This is a genomic window from Psychrobacter pasteurii, assembly GCF_900162815.1.
GTDB lineage: Bacteria > Pseudomonadota > Gammaproteobacteria > Pseudomonadales > Moraxellaceae > Psychrobacter > Psychrobacter pasteurii.
In genome coordinates, this window is sequence record NZ_FUGD01000033.1 from 1 (window position 1) to 17,930 (window position 17,930).

A 17,930-nucleotide genomic window follows, 5' to 3' on the forward strand; every position below is an offset into this window, starting at 1 on the left:
CCAAACAAAGCGTGCGCAGCCCACAAGATTATTTAAAATAACCTCTTGCTCCGCATTAGGCTCAAGCCTATATTTGTACGCCTTGTTTATCTTCATAAATAAAATCTTTATTGATGAGTATGTGCTTGCTAATATAGCATAAATACTAGCACCTAAAAGTGATGATCTTAATGGCTATGATATATAAAAATCGCTACGCTGCTTTCAACCTTCAAGTACATTTGGTTTTTATTACCAAATATTGCAGAAAGGTACTTAGTGAGGTGCATCATGCTTATTTTAGTGAGTGTGTCGCTGAGGTGTGTAAGAGTTTTGACGCAGAGCTTAAAGAGTGTAACGGTGAGGCCGATCACATTCACATGTTGATTCAATACCCTCCAACGGTGCAGATAAGTACACTTGTGAATAATTTAAAGTCAGTCACCAGTAGGCGTATGAGAAGTAATTTTATTGATTTAAGAGCAGCTTACTCTAAGCCTGTTCTTTGGTCGCGTTCTTATTTTGCAGGGTCTTGTGGTGGCGCACCGCTTAATATTATTCAGCAGTATATTCAAAACCAACAAGGTTAGTATTTGCGAAATTCACTTCCACCCTAATCTCGGGTGGAGTCCTCTTTCACTTTTAGATAGAGTCTCGACTCAAATAACTTTTAGTCTCTGCTTTTGTCTACTTTTCCCCCGAAACACGAGCAAGCCTTGTTGACTCTGAATTTCTGTCAAATACATCGTTTTTGGTGTCACTGCAGTGAGCTCTGACCATAACTGCACTAAACTGGTGCTATGATAGGCCAAACGTTCTACTTCTGTAAGCTGTGCTAGAGTGGTTTCTTGGCGCTGTTTTAGTGACTGATTGTCATTTATAACTACTTCTAATATGGCCGTATTATCAATCAAATCCTGATTAACCACGGCAAGGGCGTTATTTATTTGTCGCAAATACCCCCAAATCGCAGTCGCTATTAATAAGATAATGACCAAACTTAAAACCAAAGCCATTATGAATTGTTTATTTTTGCGCTGTCGACGCTGCTCACGCCACGGCAATAAGTTAAGTTCGGTCATCAGTGGCGAACCGTTCGACAGCGCATGGTCAAACAACAAGCTGTCATTAACTGAGGGGCGTCTTTTAAGAGCTGCTCATCATCAATAGAGGCTGATATAGTCATAGAATTAAAGGGATTGGCTAAAGTGACAGGCAGTGACAACTCCTGCGCTAGCTGCTTGTCAATCTGAGACAATACGCTCCCCCTGCCACATAATATAAGCTGTCCGACCTCCTCATTTATCTTAGTCTCAGTTGTTGCATACTGCTCAAAGGCTAAAGTTAGGTGCTCCTTTAAGGTAGTGATAAAAGGCTGGAAGATGAGTGAGTCATAGTTGTTAAATGAATGATGGTTACTAAGCAAGTCAGGACTTAATCTTGCCTGCTCAGCCTCGTCACTAGTTAAGCTATAATGTAACGCAATGGCACTGGTCAATTGACTGTCACCAAATAGCTGCTGCAGCTGATAGACAAACTGACCTTGATGAGCAATATAGACTGTGGTTCGACTTTGACCGATATCGACCAAAGCTATTGTGGAAGGGTAATCAAGATGGCTGCTAAACATAAGCTGAGACGTTCGCTGAATTGCTTGGTCATCCACCTCGACAATCTTTGGCTTTAGTCCAGAGAATATTAAAGCATCGGTATGCTGCTCGATATACTCTGTGCGTGATACCACCAATAAAACTTCGTTTAAATGAGGGTCTTCTTTAGCAACGCCTAATACCTCAAAATCTAAGCTAACCTCAGCCAAGGGATAAGGAATATACTGCTCAGCATCGACTCGAATTTGTGCCTCGATATCTTGCTCACCAAAGTCGTTAGGCAGGTTAATGTAACGAGTGATGGCTAAATTAGTTGATAAAGCAATGGCTGCTTGCTTGGTATTACAGTGACTACGGGAAACAAGTTCAGCAATGCGCCCTCCCATACGTTCAGTATCTATAATCTGAATATCTACAACCTCACCTTCTCCTAATGACACAGTGGCATAGCTTAATAGGTGGTACTGCTGCTTTTTAAAGCTCAAATCTACTAAGCTCAATGTACTGGCATTAATGGCTATTCCTAATAATGAGTTTGGTTGGGTAAAAAATAGCCGCAAAAGATGGATCCTTGGTTTGGTACGCTAATGATAGGCTTAGTTATCGTTTGCTAGCCTTTGTTAAAATAATTTAGCAGCCCTTAATTTGACTAACCACCCTATTTATTTAGCCTTGCTTTGTCAATACAATTTTTAATTTAATTTAATCATACTATTAAGATTAATTGCAATTATAAGCCTGCTCAGCTTACCCAATAGTTAAGGTCAGAACTTTAAATATAAGCTAAACTATGTTCGCTCTGATTTTTCTATACCCTCCTTGGGCTTTTATTATAAAATAGACCTATTTGTCACTTAAAACTCAGTGCATTACTTTGTTTTGTGGTTATACCTATAAGATATCGCTCAATTACTTTATAATTTGCTTTATAATTGTAGTTGTATGCGTGTTATATGTGCTTTTTTATGCGTAGAAAGAAGTCACAATTCTTGCTCATATTTAAGTTAATCTGCTTTAGTTACCAACCTAGGCTACTGTTTTGATTAATCTTTAAGTCAAGTGGCGTGAGCTTTACTATGCCTAATATTTCAGTTTCTAATTAATAGAGTCACTATGCCTCAATCGTCTGCTAACTCTCGTCTTATCCATTACATTGTTTCCATATTGATGGCCATCATTGCTTTGGCGGTCATATTGGTATTGGCATTCCCTATTGGATTTTATGGGATGGCCATGTACATATCGCCAAACCTACCCGATATCTCAGATATCAAGACCTCAAATCTGGAAATGCCTTTGCAGATTTACAGCAAAGACGACAAGCTAATTGGTCAATACGGCAACCGTATGTCGCTACCCGTGACCTATGAAGAGATTCCACAAAGTTTTATTAACGCCTTTTTAGCAGCTGAAGACTCCTCCTTTTATGAGCACAGTGGTATTAGTATTAAAGGTTTGGGTCGTGCGGTAACCGAGATCATCACAGACGATGATGGCCAAACTGGGGGCTCAACCATTACCATGCAGGTGGCGAAGAACTATTTCTTAAGCCCTGAGCGTACTTTTAGCCGTAAGCTCACTGAGCTATATCTGGCCCGTAGTATTGAAGATGAATTAACCAAGCAAGAAATCCTAACCTTATATGTCAACAAGATTTATATGGGGGAAGGCGCTTATGGTATCCGAGCTGCGGCCAAGAAGTATTTTAGTAAGTCTTTAGAAAACCTCACGATAGCTGAGATGGCAACCCTAGCCGGTCTGCCTAAAGCCCCTTCACAAAACAACCCTGTCTCTAATCCTGAGGTCGCTGTAGAGCGTCGTAACTGGATTTTAGGGCGTATGTTAGAGCTAGGTCATATCACGAAAGCTGAGCATGATAAAGCGGTGCAGCAGCCAATTGGGGTTCATCTATATAGAGAACAGCTTGATGTAAACATGCCTTATCTGGCCGAAATGACCCGTCGTACTTTGGTAGACCGCTATGGCGAAGAGGTTGTTAATGCTGGTTGGCGCGTGAAGCTAACCGTAGACAGTGAAGACCAAAGAGCCGCAGATACTGCCATCAAAAAAGGCTTGATTGGTTATGACCGTCGCCATGGCTGGCGTGGTGCTGAAGCCAATGGTGAACCTTTAGCTAACTTCAAAACTTACTCTAACATGGTTCCGGCCAAAGTGACTGAAATTAGTGGTCGCAGTTTCAAAGCAGAATTACAAAATGGTGATGTGGTAACCGTTCCTTGGTCAGGCATGAGCTGGGCCAAAGAATACCTAGATGCCAACCGCATTAGAAGATACCCCAACAGTGCTTCAGATATCGTCAAAAAAGATGATATCGTGCGTTTAATTGCTAATGAAAATAATACCTCTTGGCGATTGACTCAGGTTCCTGATGTACAAGGTAGCTTAGTAGCTTTAGACCCTGAATCTGGCGCCATCGAAGCCCTAGTTGGTGGATTTGACTACCAGTACAGTAAGTTTAACCGAGCCACACAAGGCTGGCGTCAGCCTGGTTCAACCATTAAGCCGCTTAACTATGCTGCTGCTTTGGAAAAAGGCTATCGTCCTGACAGTATGATTTCGGATGGTCCTTTACGTATTGGTGACTGGCAACCTAAGAACGCAGATAACCGCTTTTATGGTGACATGACTCTAAGACGTGGGCTTATCTTATCGCGTAACTTGGTTTCTATTCGCTTACTTCAAGCGGTAGGTACTGCCGAAGCCCGTCAGCTACTAGATCAGTTTGGTCTTGATAAGGATAAGCTACCAACTACCCTATCTTTGGCCTTAGGTGCTGGACAAGCGACGCCTTTACAAATGGCGACTGCTTACGCTGCTTTTGCTAATGGTGGTCACCGCGTACAGCCTTACTTTATTGATCAAATTTATGATTATCAAAACAATCTGTTGTACTTAGCCAATCCGCAACGTGCCTGTGCTCTATGCTACAACAACGAGCTAAAAGAACTAAACGAAAAACAGCTAGAAGAGTTTGAAAAACAAGCTGAGGCCAATGCAGAGCAACGCGAAGAAGCGTTAAAAGCAATGCAAGAAAATCCAGAGTTGATGGCTGCTAATGAAGAGTCAGCTGACGCTGATGCTGCTAAAGACTCTGAATCACAGGAGGCTAAAAAATCACTTCAAGCCACAGTAGACTCCCTACGCTATGATGCGGGACCAGAGTCAGACCGCTTGAAGCCTGTACCTTTAACTTATCAAGCGGCAGACCAAGCCCCTCGTATCTTAAAGCCAGCTGTGGCTTATGAGATGGCTGGCATGCTTCGTGCCGTTATTCAAAGCGGTACGGCTACCCGAGCCAAAGCCTTAGGCCGTAGTGATGTTGGGGGTAAAACAGGGACTACTAACGAGATGAAAGATGCTTGGTTTGCAGGATTCCACCCGTCACAGGTATCGATAGTTTGGTTAGGTTTTGACCAACCTTCTACGCTAGGTCGTGGCGAATACGGTGGTGTAGCAGCCCTGCCTATTTGGGTAGACTACATGCGCACTGCTCTAAAATCTGTACCTTATCAGTGGGTTAGCGTTAATAACTTGGCAAAATCTGAGATTAAGAAGCAAGAAGTTGTTAACTTATCAGATGATGATAAGGAAGGTGAAACAGACTACAGCAGCAAAATCACCAATCAAAAAGTAACAGGTAATGCAGGTATTAATCCACCTAAAGCGGCTATGACCGAAAGAAAACCTCCTGAGCCTGTTGAGATTCCTGATAATAGTAACTCAAAAGCAGAGAAGAAATCAGAGTCAGCTAGAACTCAAGAGAAAGCAGAACTAAAGGCTACTGAGAAAAAGTCTGAAGCAGAATAAAGCTTTATCTGACATAGCGCATAGAGGCTTAACTTGCTATTTATGCAATAAGTCACCACTATCAATAAACACCTCCCAAAAGCGCTATGTAAGATAGCGCTTTTGTTTTTGTATTAAGCAGCAAAGTACAGCATTTGGCTGTTTTGCTATTTTACCCGTCACAGTGCGAACAGAGCTATTTACCGTTTTGTCTGTCACTTTGACATCATCAGCACTAGGTTTACGACCTAGCCAGCAGGAGAAAACATGACTACTCAAAATCCATCAACTGCAGAAAACACTTCTCAGCAAGAGAACATTGTAGTAACTGCCCTTTATAAGTTCACCCGATTTGACGACTATGAGGACTACCGTGAGCCGTTACGCCAACTGATGTTAGACAAAGGGGTGCGTGGGACGCTACTACTTGCCTCTGAAGGCATTAACGGCACCATATCCGGCGACCGTGCAGGCATCGATGCAGTACTAGACTATATTCAACAAATACCGGCTATCGGCGCACTAGAGTATAAAGAATCCTTCACCGATACCCAGCCGTTCTTCCGTACTAAGGTTAAGCTAAAAAAAGAAATCGTCACCATGGGCGTGGAAGGCATCGACCCTTTACAGTCAGTGGGACGCTATGTAAAACCTAGCGAATGGAACGATTTAATTAGCGATCCAGAAGTGTTATTAATCGACACTCGTAACGATTATGAAGTCCAAATCGGTACCTTTAAAAATGCCGTGAACCCAAAAACAGAAACGTTCCGTGAATTCCCAGAATACGTAAAAAGTGAACTTGACCCTAGTAAACACAAAAAAGTGGCCATGTTCTGTACAGGTGGCATTCGCTGTGAGAAATCTACCGCCTACTTACGCGAGCAAGGCTTTGATGAGGTTTATCATTTAGAAGGTGGTATTTTAAAATACTTAGAAGAAATTCCTGCTGAACAATCAATGTGGGAAGGCGACTGCTTCGTGTTTGATAATCGAGTGGCCGTAAACCATAGCCTCGAAAAAAGTGATTATGACCAGTGCTATGCCTGCCGTATGCCTATTACAGAAGAAGATAAGCAGCACCCTGCTTATGTTAAAGGCGAGTCTTGCCCGCACTGTATTGATAAGGCCACTGAAGAGCAGCGTGCTAGATTCCGTGAGCGTCAACGTCAAATCCAGCTGGCCAAAGAGCGTGGTGAAGCTCATATCGGTGCCGAAGTGAATGAAGTTATTGAAACTCGCAAACAGCAGAAGCTGCAAGCAAAACTAGAGCAGCAACAAGACTAGTTTATACGGCAACAAAAGCTACGATATAAAAAGGCCCGACACATTCAGTGTCGGGCCTTTTTGGTTATTAAAGTCTTTCTTTAACTTCGGCAAGTGGGTTAAGAGTTACTCCTCAACCCATTCTCCCTTACGCCAGTAGACGCCCCAGCGGGTAGCCTTACCTGTCTTCAAGCTTTCTGAGCCAATATACTGCTCTTTTTGCTTACGAGACCAGCGTAGAATGGTTGGGTTACCTTCTGGATCTTCATCTGGACCTTTGAACAAGTATTGGAACTTCTCATCCATTTGGTCCTGAACGGTCCGTAACTCAGCCAGTTTGGGCGGTCTTGTTTCCCTAACTTTAGGGAACTTAGAAGCCGCTAAGAACAGACCAGCAGCCCCTTCTCGTAAAATGAAGTGGTCATCATGCTTGGTTGACTTCAACTGCGGCATATCGATTGGGTCCATACGCGGCGGCGCTGGCTCACCGTTTTTAAGCACTTTACGAGTATTGTCACACTTATTACACGCAAAGTAAGGACCAAAGCGACCTGTCTTCAGCTCCATTTGACCATCACACTTATTACAGTCAATGGTTGGGGCATCAGATCCTGGAACTTCAAACTTACCTTCTTCCAGTAAGTAGCCATCACAATCTGGGTTATTACCACAGATATGCAATTTTAAGCCGCCATCAACAATGTAGCCATCCATTGCGGTGCCACACTTAGGACAGCGTTTTTTCTCCATCAGCTCTTTGACTTCAGCGGTCTCATCGATCTCACTGTCGTCTAAGTTAGCAAAAGCTTCCACTGGCATTAAGTTTTTTGTGCCTTTACAGCGCTCTTTTGGTGGTAAGTTATAACCTGTACAGCCTAAGAAAACACCGGTTGAGCCATTGCGTAGCTGCATCGGTCGGTCACATAAGTCACAGTGGACATCTGGTACATCCGTCGGATCGTTAGGACGCATACCGTCTTTTTCTTTGGCATGCTCAAGCTTGTTTTTGAAATCGCCATAGAAATCATCAAGTACGGCTTTCCAATCTTGATCGCCTTGAGCAACATGGTCTAGCTCATCTTCAAGACCCGCGGTAAAGGTGTAGTCCATCAACTCTGGGAAGCTTTCAGTCAGGCGGTCGGTGACAATATCGCCCATTTTTTCAGCATAAAGACGCTTGTTTTCAAGCTTCACATAACCACGATCTTGAATGGTTGAGATAATTGAAGCATAAGTAGACGGACGACCAATGCCCTTTTTCTCAAGCTCTTTTACCAAGCTGGCCTCAGTATAACGTGCTGGCGGCTTAGTGAAATGTTGGCTCGGATCTAATTTAATTAGGTTTAGCTCATCGCCTTTTTTAACATCAGGCAATAAGGTGTCATCGGTTTTTGCAGGTGGCATTACCTTGGTATAACCATCAAAAGTCATGGTACGACCACGGGCTTTAAGCTCAACATCACCCGCTTCAACCAGTAAGTTTACTGACTTATATTTAGCAGGCAGCATCTGACACGCCACAAACTGACGCCAAATCAGCTCATACAAACGAATGGCATCACGCTCAACACCTTTTAACTGCGTAGACTTTAAGTTGGCGTTGGTTGGGCGGATTGCTTCGTGAGCTTCTTGAGCATTTTGCTTACTGCCATAGAAATTTGGTTTTTCTGGCAAGTATTTTTTACCGTAACTGTCTTCAATAAAGCCACGTACCCCAGCCAGCGCATCTGCTGACAAGAAGGTTGAATCGGTACGCATATAGGTAATATGACCGGCTTCATACAAGCGCTGAGCCAACATCATGGTCTTCTTCACTGGGAAGCCAAGACGAGTACTGGCTGCTTGTTGTAGCGTTGAGGTAATAAAAGGCGCACTAGGCTTAGACTGTGTCGGCTTCTCTTCACGCTCTTTAACGATATAACTTGCCGGCTTTAATACTTCTAAGACTGCATCGGTTTGTTCTTTATTGCCCAGCTTTAATGTCTTACCGTTTTGTCTCACCGCCTCTAGACGGATAGGAGTATCTTCTGCCACATTGGCATTGGCGCTACCTTTCATAGTGGTGTCGGCATGAATTTGCCAATATTCTTCTGGAATAAAGGCTCGAATTTCACGCTCACGCTCTACCACAAGACGAGTAGCTACTGACTGTACTCGTCCTGCAGATAAGCCACGGGCAATTTTTTGCCACAGCAGAGGCGACACCATAAAGCCCACCACACGGTCTAAGAAGCGGCGAGCTTGCTGAGCATTGACTCGGTCAATATCTAGCTTACCAGGCTCTTTAAACGCGTTTTGAATGGCTGTTTTGGTAATCTCGTTAAATACCACTCTTTGGTATTTGCTGTCATCACCGCCAATAACCTCACGTAAGTGCCAAGCAATGGCTTCCCCTTCTCTATCCAAATCCGTTGCCAGATAAATCTTATCGGCATCTTTGGCCAAAGCTTTTAATTCTTTAATCACCTTAGTCTTGCTAGGCAGCACTTCATATACCGCTTTCCAGCCGTGCTCTGGGTCAATACCCATTCTGCGTACCAAGGCTTGTTGTGCTTTTTCTTCTTTGCTTAACCCCTCGTCAGCTTTGGTTGCTTTTTTCTTGGTACCACTGCTGGTTGGCAAATCACGCACATGACCAATACTCGAGCGGACAATAAAGTCATCACCCAAGTATTTATTGATGGTTTTCGCTTTTGCAGGAGACTCCACAATAACCAGTGACTTACCTTTGGCACTGGCTGAAGAGGTCGATGCTGTTTTTTTACCGGTGGTTTTAGCCATTGATATCACAATCCTAATTAATCTTTTTTATAAATTATATTTGTTATGTATACGTTACAAGCAGCACATTTACTATTAAATGATACTTAATGCCAAAAGTTGCTTTGACGTTACACTGCTAACAGTTGCGCTGTCAACCGTGTTTTTCAAGAGCAGCGGCCAACTATTGTACAAATTTAGACAGTTTTGAGCTTTTAATCCGTCTTAATTAACCAGCTTTTGGGCCCAAGCCTGCATGGTAGACTTTAGAGCCATTAGCTCAGGTTCTATTTGCTGAATGTTAAAGTTTGGGTTTGTGGCAGGCTGTACATAACGGTTGTCATGCCAAAAAACCACCAAACTATTGGCTTTTAGATAGACACCCTTAACTAAGGGCGCCATGCTGGGAGGCAAAGTTAGAGGCTCACCTTCTAAACGTTGAGCTAACCTCTGTTTAGAAACTGAATGCGATCCTTCTTTTTCAGAGGATGATTGAGTATTTAAATCTGAGCCTTGGCCTTGAGAGCCATCAAGCTGTAACTTTCCGTCAACAACTTGATAGTGGGTTTCAGGAAATTTCATATCATCCATGATAAGAGAGTATTGCCCGATCATCCCTTGTCCAAACTCATTATTGCGGCCTCGAATCCAATCAGGGCAGGCAATAAACTTGGGGTTAAGCTCCAACCTTCTGGCAGTCATACGAAGCTTATCTAAACGCATATCAACCGCACTGGGCTTAAGTGCCATAATTGTGCCCAATGCAAACATACCAATAGCAATGGCTATCCAGGTACCCATAGTTTCCCCGTAATTTTGACTCGCTGTCCGCTATAAAGGCCAACAGACAGCTTTAGAATAAATAGGGCGCTAGTTTAGTAGGTTTTTGCGGTTATTCATACCATGTTGAGCCATCATCTACTTTTTTTAATGCTTTTTCTTGCTCATTACTGCTACTTGCTAACTTTTCTAAAGTAGCAGGTATCGTGCTGTCTGCCAATACCTCTTCGTACTTACTTGCCACTTTTGGCATCAAAGCATCCATTACTGGTTGCCACTGAGCTTGTACATCCCGGTAACGCTTTTGATTAAAATCAAAGATACTCAGTCCTTGCTCAGCCAACTGAGGGTATAAGCTTCTTTCACTAAGCCAAGCCAAAGGCTGCTGCCCTATTTCAGTAAAGAAGCCCTGAAGAGTTTGGTTGGTACTGCTCTGAGGACGAATACGATTGGCCAATAAATGGATATCAACCTTGCCCTTACGAATTCGCTTAATGTCTTGAATGGATTTTAAAAATTGTTTGGTACTGTCAGCATCAAAGATAGAAGGCAGCACTGGAATTAAAATGGCCTTGGCTTCACTAATTAAAGACTGTGCTCGATCTGCGGTGAGTGAACCTGGGGCATCAATAATCAACCAGTCTTTTTTGCCCAGCTTCTTGGCCGCCTTTTTGGGAAGCTCACCAATCTCATCTTCATCTCGCCAATCTACTGCATAAATTTTCGCTGCCGTACTTGGCCGCTGTTTTAACCACCGTAAGCTGGACTTCTGCGGATCAGCATCTGCCAACGCTACGGTTTGCCCTTGATTTGCCAAAGCGCAGGCCAGAGTAATTGCGACTGAGGTTTTACCACACCCTCCTTTTTGATTTGCCACTAATACTGTATTCATAGTTGTGCCCATTATTATTATTTAAAAACTAAGATTTCCTTCCTATACTACTTATATATACGTGATTTAACGTAAATTCAATATTCAGCTATTAACTTTGTTGCTTAAATCAGTCACCATACATAATAGCAGAAGAAAAGTACTCTATGAGTACATTACCCACCTTGGCACTCATCATCAGGAGCAACGAACATGACTTTAATGCGAATAACTTTAGCTGGTAGTTTGCTAAGCGCTACTCTCGGTCTGCTGTCTGGATGTGCCACTACTCAGGCGTTGACGCCTGAGCAGTGTCAAGCCGGTAACTGGACAGAGATTGGCTATGCCGATGGGGCTGTAGGCCGCTCAGGGGCTTATTTTGCAAACCATGTAGAAAGCTGTACGCCTATTCCAGGCAGCACTCCCAATCGTGTATTATGGGAACAGGGCCGTCAACAGGGACTCAAAGAGTTTTGTACCGAGCTCAATGCCTATAAACTAGGCCGTGAGGGTTATGCTTGGCAGCCCGTATGCCCATTAGAGGACATTGAGAAACTAGAAGATGCTTACAATCAAGGCCGTTATTACTACCTACGCCAACGTGATTTAGACCGCCTAAGTGGCCCCTACCCTTGGCAATATAACCGTCATGGCTACGGCCCTTATGGTTGGTACAGCCCTTTTTGGCGCCCGCCAGTTTGGTAAGATGACGCTCTAGCTGTAAACAAAAAGACCTTTTAGCTCAGTGCCAAAAGGTCTTTTTTTAATAGGTCTGTTTTAATGCAACTGGCTTTACGATAGTATTAATAGACGATTTTACTAAGCAAAAACCGCACTAATAAACAGTACTAATCGGCGGTATCCAAGTTAAGACTTCTATCGATGCGGTAGACTAAGAAGGTCCCCAGCGACATCAAAATAGCCATGGTTACGCCCAGCTTAAATACAGGGTTCACGGGGAATAGGTTTAATAAAACTCCGCCAAAAATACCCACACAAAACATCAACGAGCCTTGTAAGGCACTCGCCATACCGGCGCGATGCTTCTGAAACGCTAAGGCAATCGCTGAAGCATTAGGCTGAGTTAATCCTAAGCCTGAAATACAAAAGAAAATACAAATCAGCACTAAGGGCAGCCAAGCTTCTGAGCCATAGATTATGCCTAACAATAACAAACAACTGGCAGATATCATTTGTAAGGTAGCCCCAAAACGCAGCAAGGAAATAAGACGAAAGCGGTTGGTTAAAAACTGATTCACTTGGGTTAACCCAATAAATCCAGCAGCATTTACCCCAAATACCAAGCTAAATTGACTTTCTGTTAGCCCGTAACCATCCATCAAAAGCTCTGGCGCGGCGCTGATATAGACAAACATTGAACCCATCAATAATCCAGCGCCCACAGCAGGATAGCCAAAAGAAGGATCTTTTAATAAATCCACGTATTGGCTGAGTATGGTATTTAAGGGACGGACGTTTCGGTTTTCTTCCGTCAGCGTCTCTTTAAAAAAGAACTTCGTCAAAAAAAGGTTTAACACCCCAAAAGCGGCCAAAAACCAAAAAATAGCATGCCAGTCAAAGAACCTTAAAAAAGCCGCACCCAATGAAGGAGCCAAAATAGGCGCCAGTCCCATGACTAGCACCATAATTGAGAAGGCTTTTGCCATTTGACGTGGCGGCAAGGTGTCCCGAATAGCGGCTCGAGTGACCACTGCCCCAACACACGCCCCTAACGCTTGCAAAGTACGGGCAGCAAACAACACGTACTGACTGTCTGTGGTCGCACAAATTAGCGAGGCAATCACATATAACGTCATACCAAAGTAAAGGGGCTTTACTCGGCCAATACGGTCACTTAACGGCCCGTAAATAAGCTGACCGAATACCAAGCCCATAAAGTAAGCAGGCACTGAGTTTGAAATCTGGGCGGTACTCACACCAAAGTCTTTGGCCATCGTAGGCAGGGCCGGTAGATACATATCTATCGACAACGGACCAATAGCCACAATGAGCCCTAGCATCATAATCCAAGCTACAGGCATCGGCTGCTTATCAACAGGAGTCGTTTGTTTGTTTGACATAAAATATATAAAGACCTAATAAAATTAAAAGCCAGTCTCCCCGAAAAGAAACTGGCTGTTTTTTAAGTAAGGTTAACTTATTTTAAGTGAGGTTAACTTACCATCTTCATTCATTAAAAAAATAGAGGAGTAATAAGCTAAGCCTACTCTTATCTTGTCGTTAGTCAATCAAAATTACGCAAGCTTACTCAACTACAAAGCAACCTCGCTAATCGTGGCATTTAAGTAGTCAAAAATAGCCTCTGGCTATATAAAAGCTCTGAGCAAATTAGCTAAACTGACGCTTTAAAAACTGAACACTATTATCCTTGGCCTTTTTAATCGCCAGCTTACGGTTTTTACCTCCGCCCATAAGCTTAAGCTGCCACATTTTTTCTTGATACAAGGCACAAAAGCTTTGCTTGGTCATCTGGTTGATAACCCGCTTACTGGCTAATACAGCATCTGGCGAGCGGTTAGCAATTTCTTCTGCCAAGGCTTGGGCTCTCTCATAAGGATTGTCATCGACATGGCTCACCAGATGTAACTGCTCAGCTTCTTGTGCTGAAATCAAACGGGCGGTCATGGTCAGCTCTTTTAGGGTATCTACGGGTACCACGTGGAAAGCAGATTGGGTTAATCCCATGTCTGGCACTAAACCCCATTTGGCTTCCATAATGGCAAACTGACAATCTGGGGTGGTAATACGAAAATCACACGCCAATGCCAGCTGCATGCCAGCCCCGATGCAGTAACCATGAGTGGTAATGATGACCGGCATCGGCACTTCACGCCATATCAAACAAACCTTCTGGAAGATGCTTTGGGTCGGTTTTAGCAGCTCATACAATCCCATAAGGGCGTTTTTTGGGTTATTTAAATCGCCCAAGTCGATACCTGCACAGAAAGTATCTCCTGCCCCATTGATAATAACCGCTCGAATAGCTCGGTCTTTTTTTAGAGTTTTGGCAACATTAATCAGCTCTGCCATCATTTGCAGACTCATCGCATTTTTTTTATCCGGACGATTTAAGGTCACCGTCAAAATATCATTGGTCTCACTTAACGTGATGGTCTGGTAGGTCTTACTAAGTAGTGATGACATAATTTCTCTCTTTTGCTCAATTTTTAAGGTTAGTTCCGTTAACTTTCAATCAACTTAGATCATTTTCCAAGTCATATCATTTTCACTCAAAGTTTTCTCTTCGCTATCTTGCATTTGTTTGGTTATATAAACATCTAAATCTAAGGCTTGCAACACTTTTAAGCTAGAAACCAGCACTGTATAGTACTCCTCTAGCATACTAAACTGTGCTGGCGTGGTGTGCTGCACGTTTAGCAAACACTTATCCTCTAAGTCTTGGCTGGCTTGACGAATTTGTGGCACGCCAGAGTAACGACTGGCCCCCAATATTCTATGGGCAATTTGTGCCAGTTGCTCTCTATCCCTATCATCCCAAGCCTTTTGTAGATCTACCAGTTCATCTTTTACAGAATCTTGCATCATCAGTAGCAGCTGTTTTGCCAAGTCCGCTTTGTTCGCAGATCGCATTAAAGCATCCCGCCAATCTACTACCGGAAGCTCCCCACTCTCTGCACCAGAATCTGATGACTCTCCTTGCTTCTGCTTTAAGGCAGTCTCAGATTGAGCTGACTTAACACCTTGCTTTAAGGCGCTTGAAGCAGCTTCTCCACCTCGCCCTAACCAGCGCTGTAGGATTTGTAGTAATTGCGGACGACTGATTGGTTTGCCTACATAGTCATCAATACCAGCCGCAATAAGCCTATCTTTACCATCGGCTAAGCCATGTGCCGTCAATGCAATAATAGGGATACGCTTGTTATAGTTTATATGCTCCTTTTGAGCATCCTCTTCTAATTGACGTATCTTTTTAGCCGCCTCATCCCCAGACATTCTAGGCATTTGCACATCCATAAAGACCAAGTCAATCTTAGTATGCTTGCTGTCTTTTTCTAAATTAGCGCTATCGTTACCTTCTACTTTTGACAATTCTGAAGAGTCATAAGTGTCATACATAATCTGCTTACTGATTATGTCTACAGCATCATAACCACTATTGGCAGTGATGACTTTAATGCCAAGCTCGCTTAATAGGGCATCAAGCACCAGCAGGTTTGGTAGATGATCGTCTACTGCCAACACCGTAATCCCCTGCCAAGTTGGTGGGGCTACCAAAGTAGAAACATTGGTAGTACGGGTATCTAGCATGCTATACAGTTGACGCTTATCAAAGGGCTGATAAAGTCCCATTGCTTTATAACGCTCAAGTAAGGTCGCATCTAAAGCCACTTGATAACCATAAATGGCAAGCTTACCTTGATAATGCAGGCGAATTTGCTTCAGCAGAGCAGCTCTATCCTCTCTGGCCTCACTCTCACCACCATCAATGACCACCCAATTCCAGCGATTGCCGCCTTCTTTTAATTTCTCTAAGGCCCCTGCGAGCGAGCGAGCTATGGTTACATTCATATTTAAGGGTCGAGTGGCCGCCATAAATACTTGAATACTTGGCGCATGGTTTATCCAAACCAGCATTTCAAATGGTTTATCATCTACTGTCGAAGATTGGGCAAAGGGACGTAGCACTGGCAGTCTTATTTGGTCCTCGTTTTCCATGTCCTCATGAGTTGCCCCAAACTCTATGTCATCTGGCAAATCTACTTCTATATGCGCTGGCACGGTGAACCAGAAGGTAGCTCCTGTGCGTATCGGCCCAGTATTTGAGGTAGGGTGCAAGGCAGATTCTGCCAATAGTCCTTGGCCGTTTAAATTGACCTTATCATTGTCATAAAAACCGATGCTACCGCCCATAAGTTTGGTCAGCTGTTTAGAGATGACCAGCCCCAAGCCGGTACCGCCATACTGCCGAGTAATCGATGGGTCACCTTGGCTAAAGCTTTTAAATAATTGACTCTTAGCGCTTTCAGACAATCCATGGCCTGTATCCTGAATGGCAATATGGATCATGCTGCCGCTGTGCGGAGTGTTATCGCTGATATTTTGACCCTGACTAGAGGCCTGAGCACTGCCTGTTCCCGCCTCAATTACAGTGGTCTCTTCCATCTCATCGATACCCACTCGGACCACCACTTCACCCACATCGGTGAATTTAATGGCATTTCCTACTAAATTGGTTAGCACTTGTTTCACTCGCAGCGCATCACCAATGATAGTATTGGGCACATCGTTATAATACATCACCGCCATACGCAGCCCCTTTTCAGCAGCCAAAGGCGACAGCATATCCATCACATCATAAATGGCAGAGTACAAGCTAAACTCATGCTTATCCAACACCAGCTTGCCAGCCTCAATCTTTGAGAAATCCAAGACATCATTGACCAGCGCCAATAAGTGAGCAGAAGATTTGCGGATAGTTTGAACATAAAGGTCTTGCTCGGCCGTTAACTCCCCATGCCGCGCCAAAAGGTTAATAAAACCATCAATACTATTTAAAGGGGTACGTAATTCATGGCTGATATTGGCCAAGAAGGCAGACTTAGCTTGGCTACTAGATATGGCTTGGTCTCGAGCTTCTCGAATGAAGATGTTTTGCATCTCCATTTCGTCAAAAGCATCACGCAAATCATCTTCAGTCTGGTCAGAATGATCTTTTAATTCCTGAAAGTCACCGTATAAACGCCTAAAGGTCTTTAGCAAATCTTGCTGTAAAAGGTTCAACTCCCCAGTAGACTCAATGTTCACTGGCAGGTACATATTCTCAGGCGTGATCTGCTGTAAGTGCAGTCTTAAGTCATAAATAGGAGCAATCCAGCTCTTGGCATAAGTATTCAAACTTAGCAATAGCATTAGCAAGGTAAATAGCCCGGTAATACCTAATCCCAACCAAACTTTTAGCTGGGCGATGGTCAGTGGCTCATTGTCCATATCAACAAACAACCAGTACCGCACTCCCTCATAGCTGCCTAGTAGGTGACCATAAGCTGTCCCAATATCGGTAGGAATACCAGAAATAAATCCTTGCTGTTGATCAACGGTATTTTTATCAACCAAACTTTGTGGGTTAAAGTTAATCCACGGCTCAATATTTTGATCCCCCGAAAAAGCCAAAGCCTTACCTTCTTGATCAATAATAGCCACCCGCTGGATGTGCTGATTATTATTCATTGAAGATAAGATATAGCTAATTCGCTTTTGTACATCATCTAAGGACTTAAGATTTCTCTCCAGCTCCTGGCTTTCAATGATACCGTTCACCCCTTGCAGCTCTTCAGGCAGTGACATATTGGCCACCTGAGTGCTTGAGTCTTGAGTACCTCCAGCTTGACCGCTGAGGGCTGCTTCAGATTGGCTATGCTCCACGCTGTCGGGCAAGGCTTCGGCCCGCAAGCTATCTTTCACCTCATCTTGGTTCTTTAATATCACCGGCAACAGCTGCTTTACCATCGGCTCATAGCGTATCAATGCCGCTGTGGCCAAAGTACGCTGTTCAGACTTAATGGCCTTACTCGACTCTCTTTCTACCAAATAGGCCCCTACTGCTGCCAATACAACAATAGGTAAAAATACCAGTAAGATGAGCTGTGCGTATGCACTACTAAAATCAATTATTTTTTTTCGCATGAGGAATAGACTTTATTTAGGGGCGATAAGGCCATAATAGATTAGTGCCACATAGAACAAATAAACGGCCAACTGTACAAAAGTAAAGGCCACAATAAGTGTAACAGGTTTTCAACGTATTGCAGATAACCTGATTGGGGCTAAGATGGTATAATCTTTTGCGTTAATATTTCTATAATACTACCGATAAC

General features: G+C 43.5%; 12 protein-coding genes and 1 pseudogene. 4 read left to right on the plus strand and 9 right to left on the minus strand.

Annotated features, from left to right (window positions below; all coding sequences use genetic code 11):
- Positions 1-96, minus strand: a 96-nt coding sequence (locus A1232T_RS00860; protein WP_167367015.1) for a helix-turn-helix domain-containing protein, incomplete at its 3' end; no start/stop codon positions are given.
- A 65-nt stretch (positions 97-161) separates the two neighbouring features.
- On the opposite strand from A1232T_RS00860, the gene tnpA reads away from it, so the two are divergent.
- Positions 162-569 (plus strand): IS200/IS605 family transposase, encoded by a 408-nt coding sequence (tnpA, locus tag A1232T_RS00865; protein ID WP_077447599.1) that lies wholly within the window; start codon positions 162-164, stop codon positions 567-569.
- Positions 570-638: 69 nt separating this feature from the next.
- On the opposite strand, the gene A1232T_RS00870 is transcribed toward tnpA, so the two are convergent.
- Positions 639-1,061 carry a PilN domain-containing protein gene (locus tag A1232T_RS00870; protein WP_077447600.1) on the minus strand — a complete coding sequence of 141 codons (423 nt, stop codon included), beginning with the start codon at positions 1,059-1,061 and terminating at the stop codon, positions 639-641.
- On the minus strand, positions 1,061-2,149 hold the full coding sequence (gene pilM, locus A1232T_RS00875; protein ID WP_167367016.1) for a type IV pilus assembly protein PilM: 1,089 nt from the start codon (positions 2,147-2,149) through the stop codon (positions 1,061-1,063). Before pilM ends, A1232T_RS00870 begins: the two co-directional genes overlap by 1 nt.
- Positions 2,150-2,702: 553 nt before the next feature.
- Here pilM and A1232T_RS00880 point away from each other — a divergent pair.
- Together A1232T_RS00880 and trhO are read left to right on the plus strand one after the other, a co-directional pair.
- On the plus strand, positions 2,703-5,417 hold the full coding sequence (locus A1232T_RS00880; protein ID WP_077447602.1) for a transglycosylase domain-containing protein: 2,715 nt from the start codon (positions 2,703-2,705) through the stop codon (positions 5,415-5,417).
- Positions 5,418-5,663: 246 nt separating this feature from the next.
- Positions 5,664-6,683, plus strand: a complete 1,020-nt coding sequence (trhO, locus tag A1232T_RS00885; protein ID WP_077447603.1) for an oxygen-dependent tRNA uridine(34) hydroxylase TrhO — start codon at positions 5,664-5,666, stop codon at positions 6,681-6,683.
- A gap of 105 nt (positions 6,684-6,788) precedes the next feature.
- Here the strand turns inward: trhO and topA are convergent, their stop codons facing one another.
- The 3 genes and pseudogenes from topA to A1232T_RS00900 all read right to left on the minus strand — a co-directional run.
- Entirely contained in the window at positions 6,789-9,443 is a 2,655-nt protein-coding gene (topA, locus tag A1232T_RS00890) for a type I DNA topoisomerase (protein WP_077447604.1), read from the minus strand.
- Between the two features lie 204 nt (positions 9,444-9,647).
- Positions 9,648-10,223: a hypothetical protein gene (locus A1232T_RS00895; protein ID WP_077447605.1), complete on the minus strand. Its 576-nt coding sequence runs from the start codon at positions 10,221-10,223 to the stop codon at positions 9,648-9,650.
- 229 nt (positions 10,224-10,452) lie between these two features.
- Positions 10,453-11,094: pseudogene (locus A1232T_RS00900) on the minus strand (ParA family protein); the annotation flags it as partial.
- 192 nt (positions 11,095-11,286) lie between these two features.
- On the opposite strand from A1232T_RS00900, the gene A1232T_RS00905 reads away from it, so the two are divergent.
- Entirely contained in the window at positions 11,287-11,778 is a 492-nt protein-coding gene (locus A1232T_RS00905) for a DUF2799 domain-containing protein (RefSeq protein WP_077447607.1), read from the plus strand.
- A 143-nt stretch (positions 11,779-11,921) separates the two neighbouring features.
- Here A1232T_RS00905 and A1232T_RS00910 read toward each other — a convergent pair whose 3' ends face one another.
- The 3 genes from A1232T_RS00910 to A1232T_RS00920 form a co-directional block, all read right to left on the minus strand.
- Complete coding sequence (locus A1232T_RS00910; protein WP_077447608.1) at positions 11,922-13,154, minus strand: multidrug effflux MFS transporter; 1,233 nt, start codon at positions 13,152-13,154, stop codon at positions 11,922-11,924.
- Between the two features lie 268 nt (positions 13,155-13,422).
- Positions 13,423-14,238 carry a crotonase/enoyl-CoA hydratase family protein gene (locus A1232T_RS00915; protein ID WP_077447609.1) on the minus strand — a complete coding sequence of 272 codons (816 nt, stop codon included), beginning with the start codon at positions 14,236-14,238 and terminating at the stop codon, positions 13,423-13,425.
- A 54-nt stretch (positions 14,239-14,292) separates the two neighbouring features.
- Complete coding sequence (locus A1232T_RS00920; RefSeq protein ID WP_077447610.1) at positions 14,293-17,739, minus strand: histidine kinase dimerization/phospho-acceptor domain-containing protein; 3,447 nt, start codon at positions 17,737-17,739, stop codon at positions 14,293-14,295.
- Positions 17,740-17,930 lie beyond the last annotated feature (191 nt).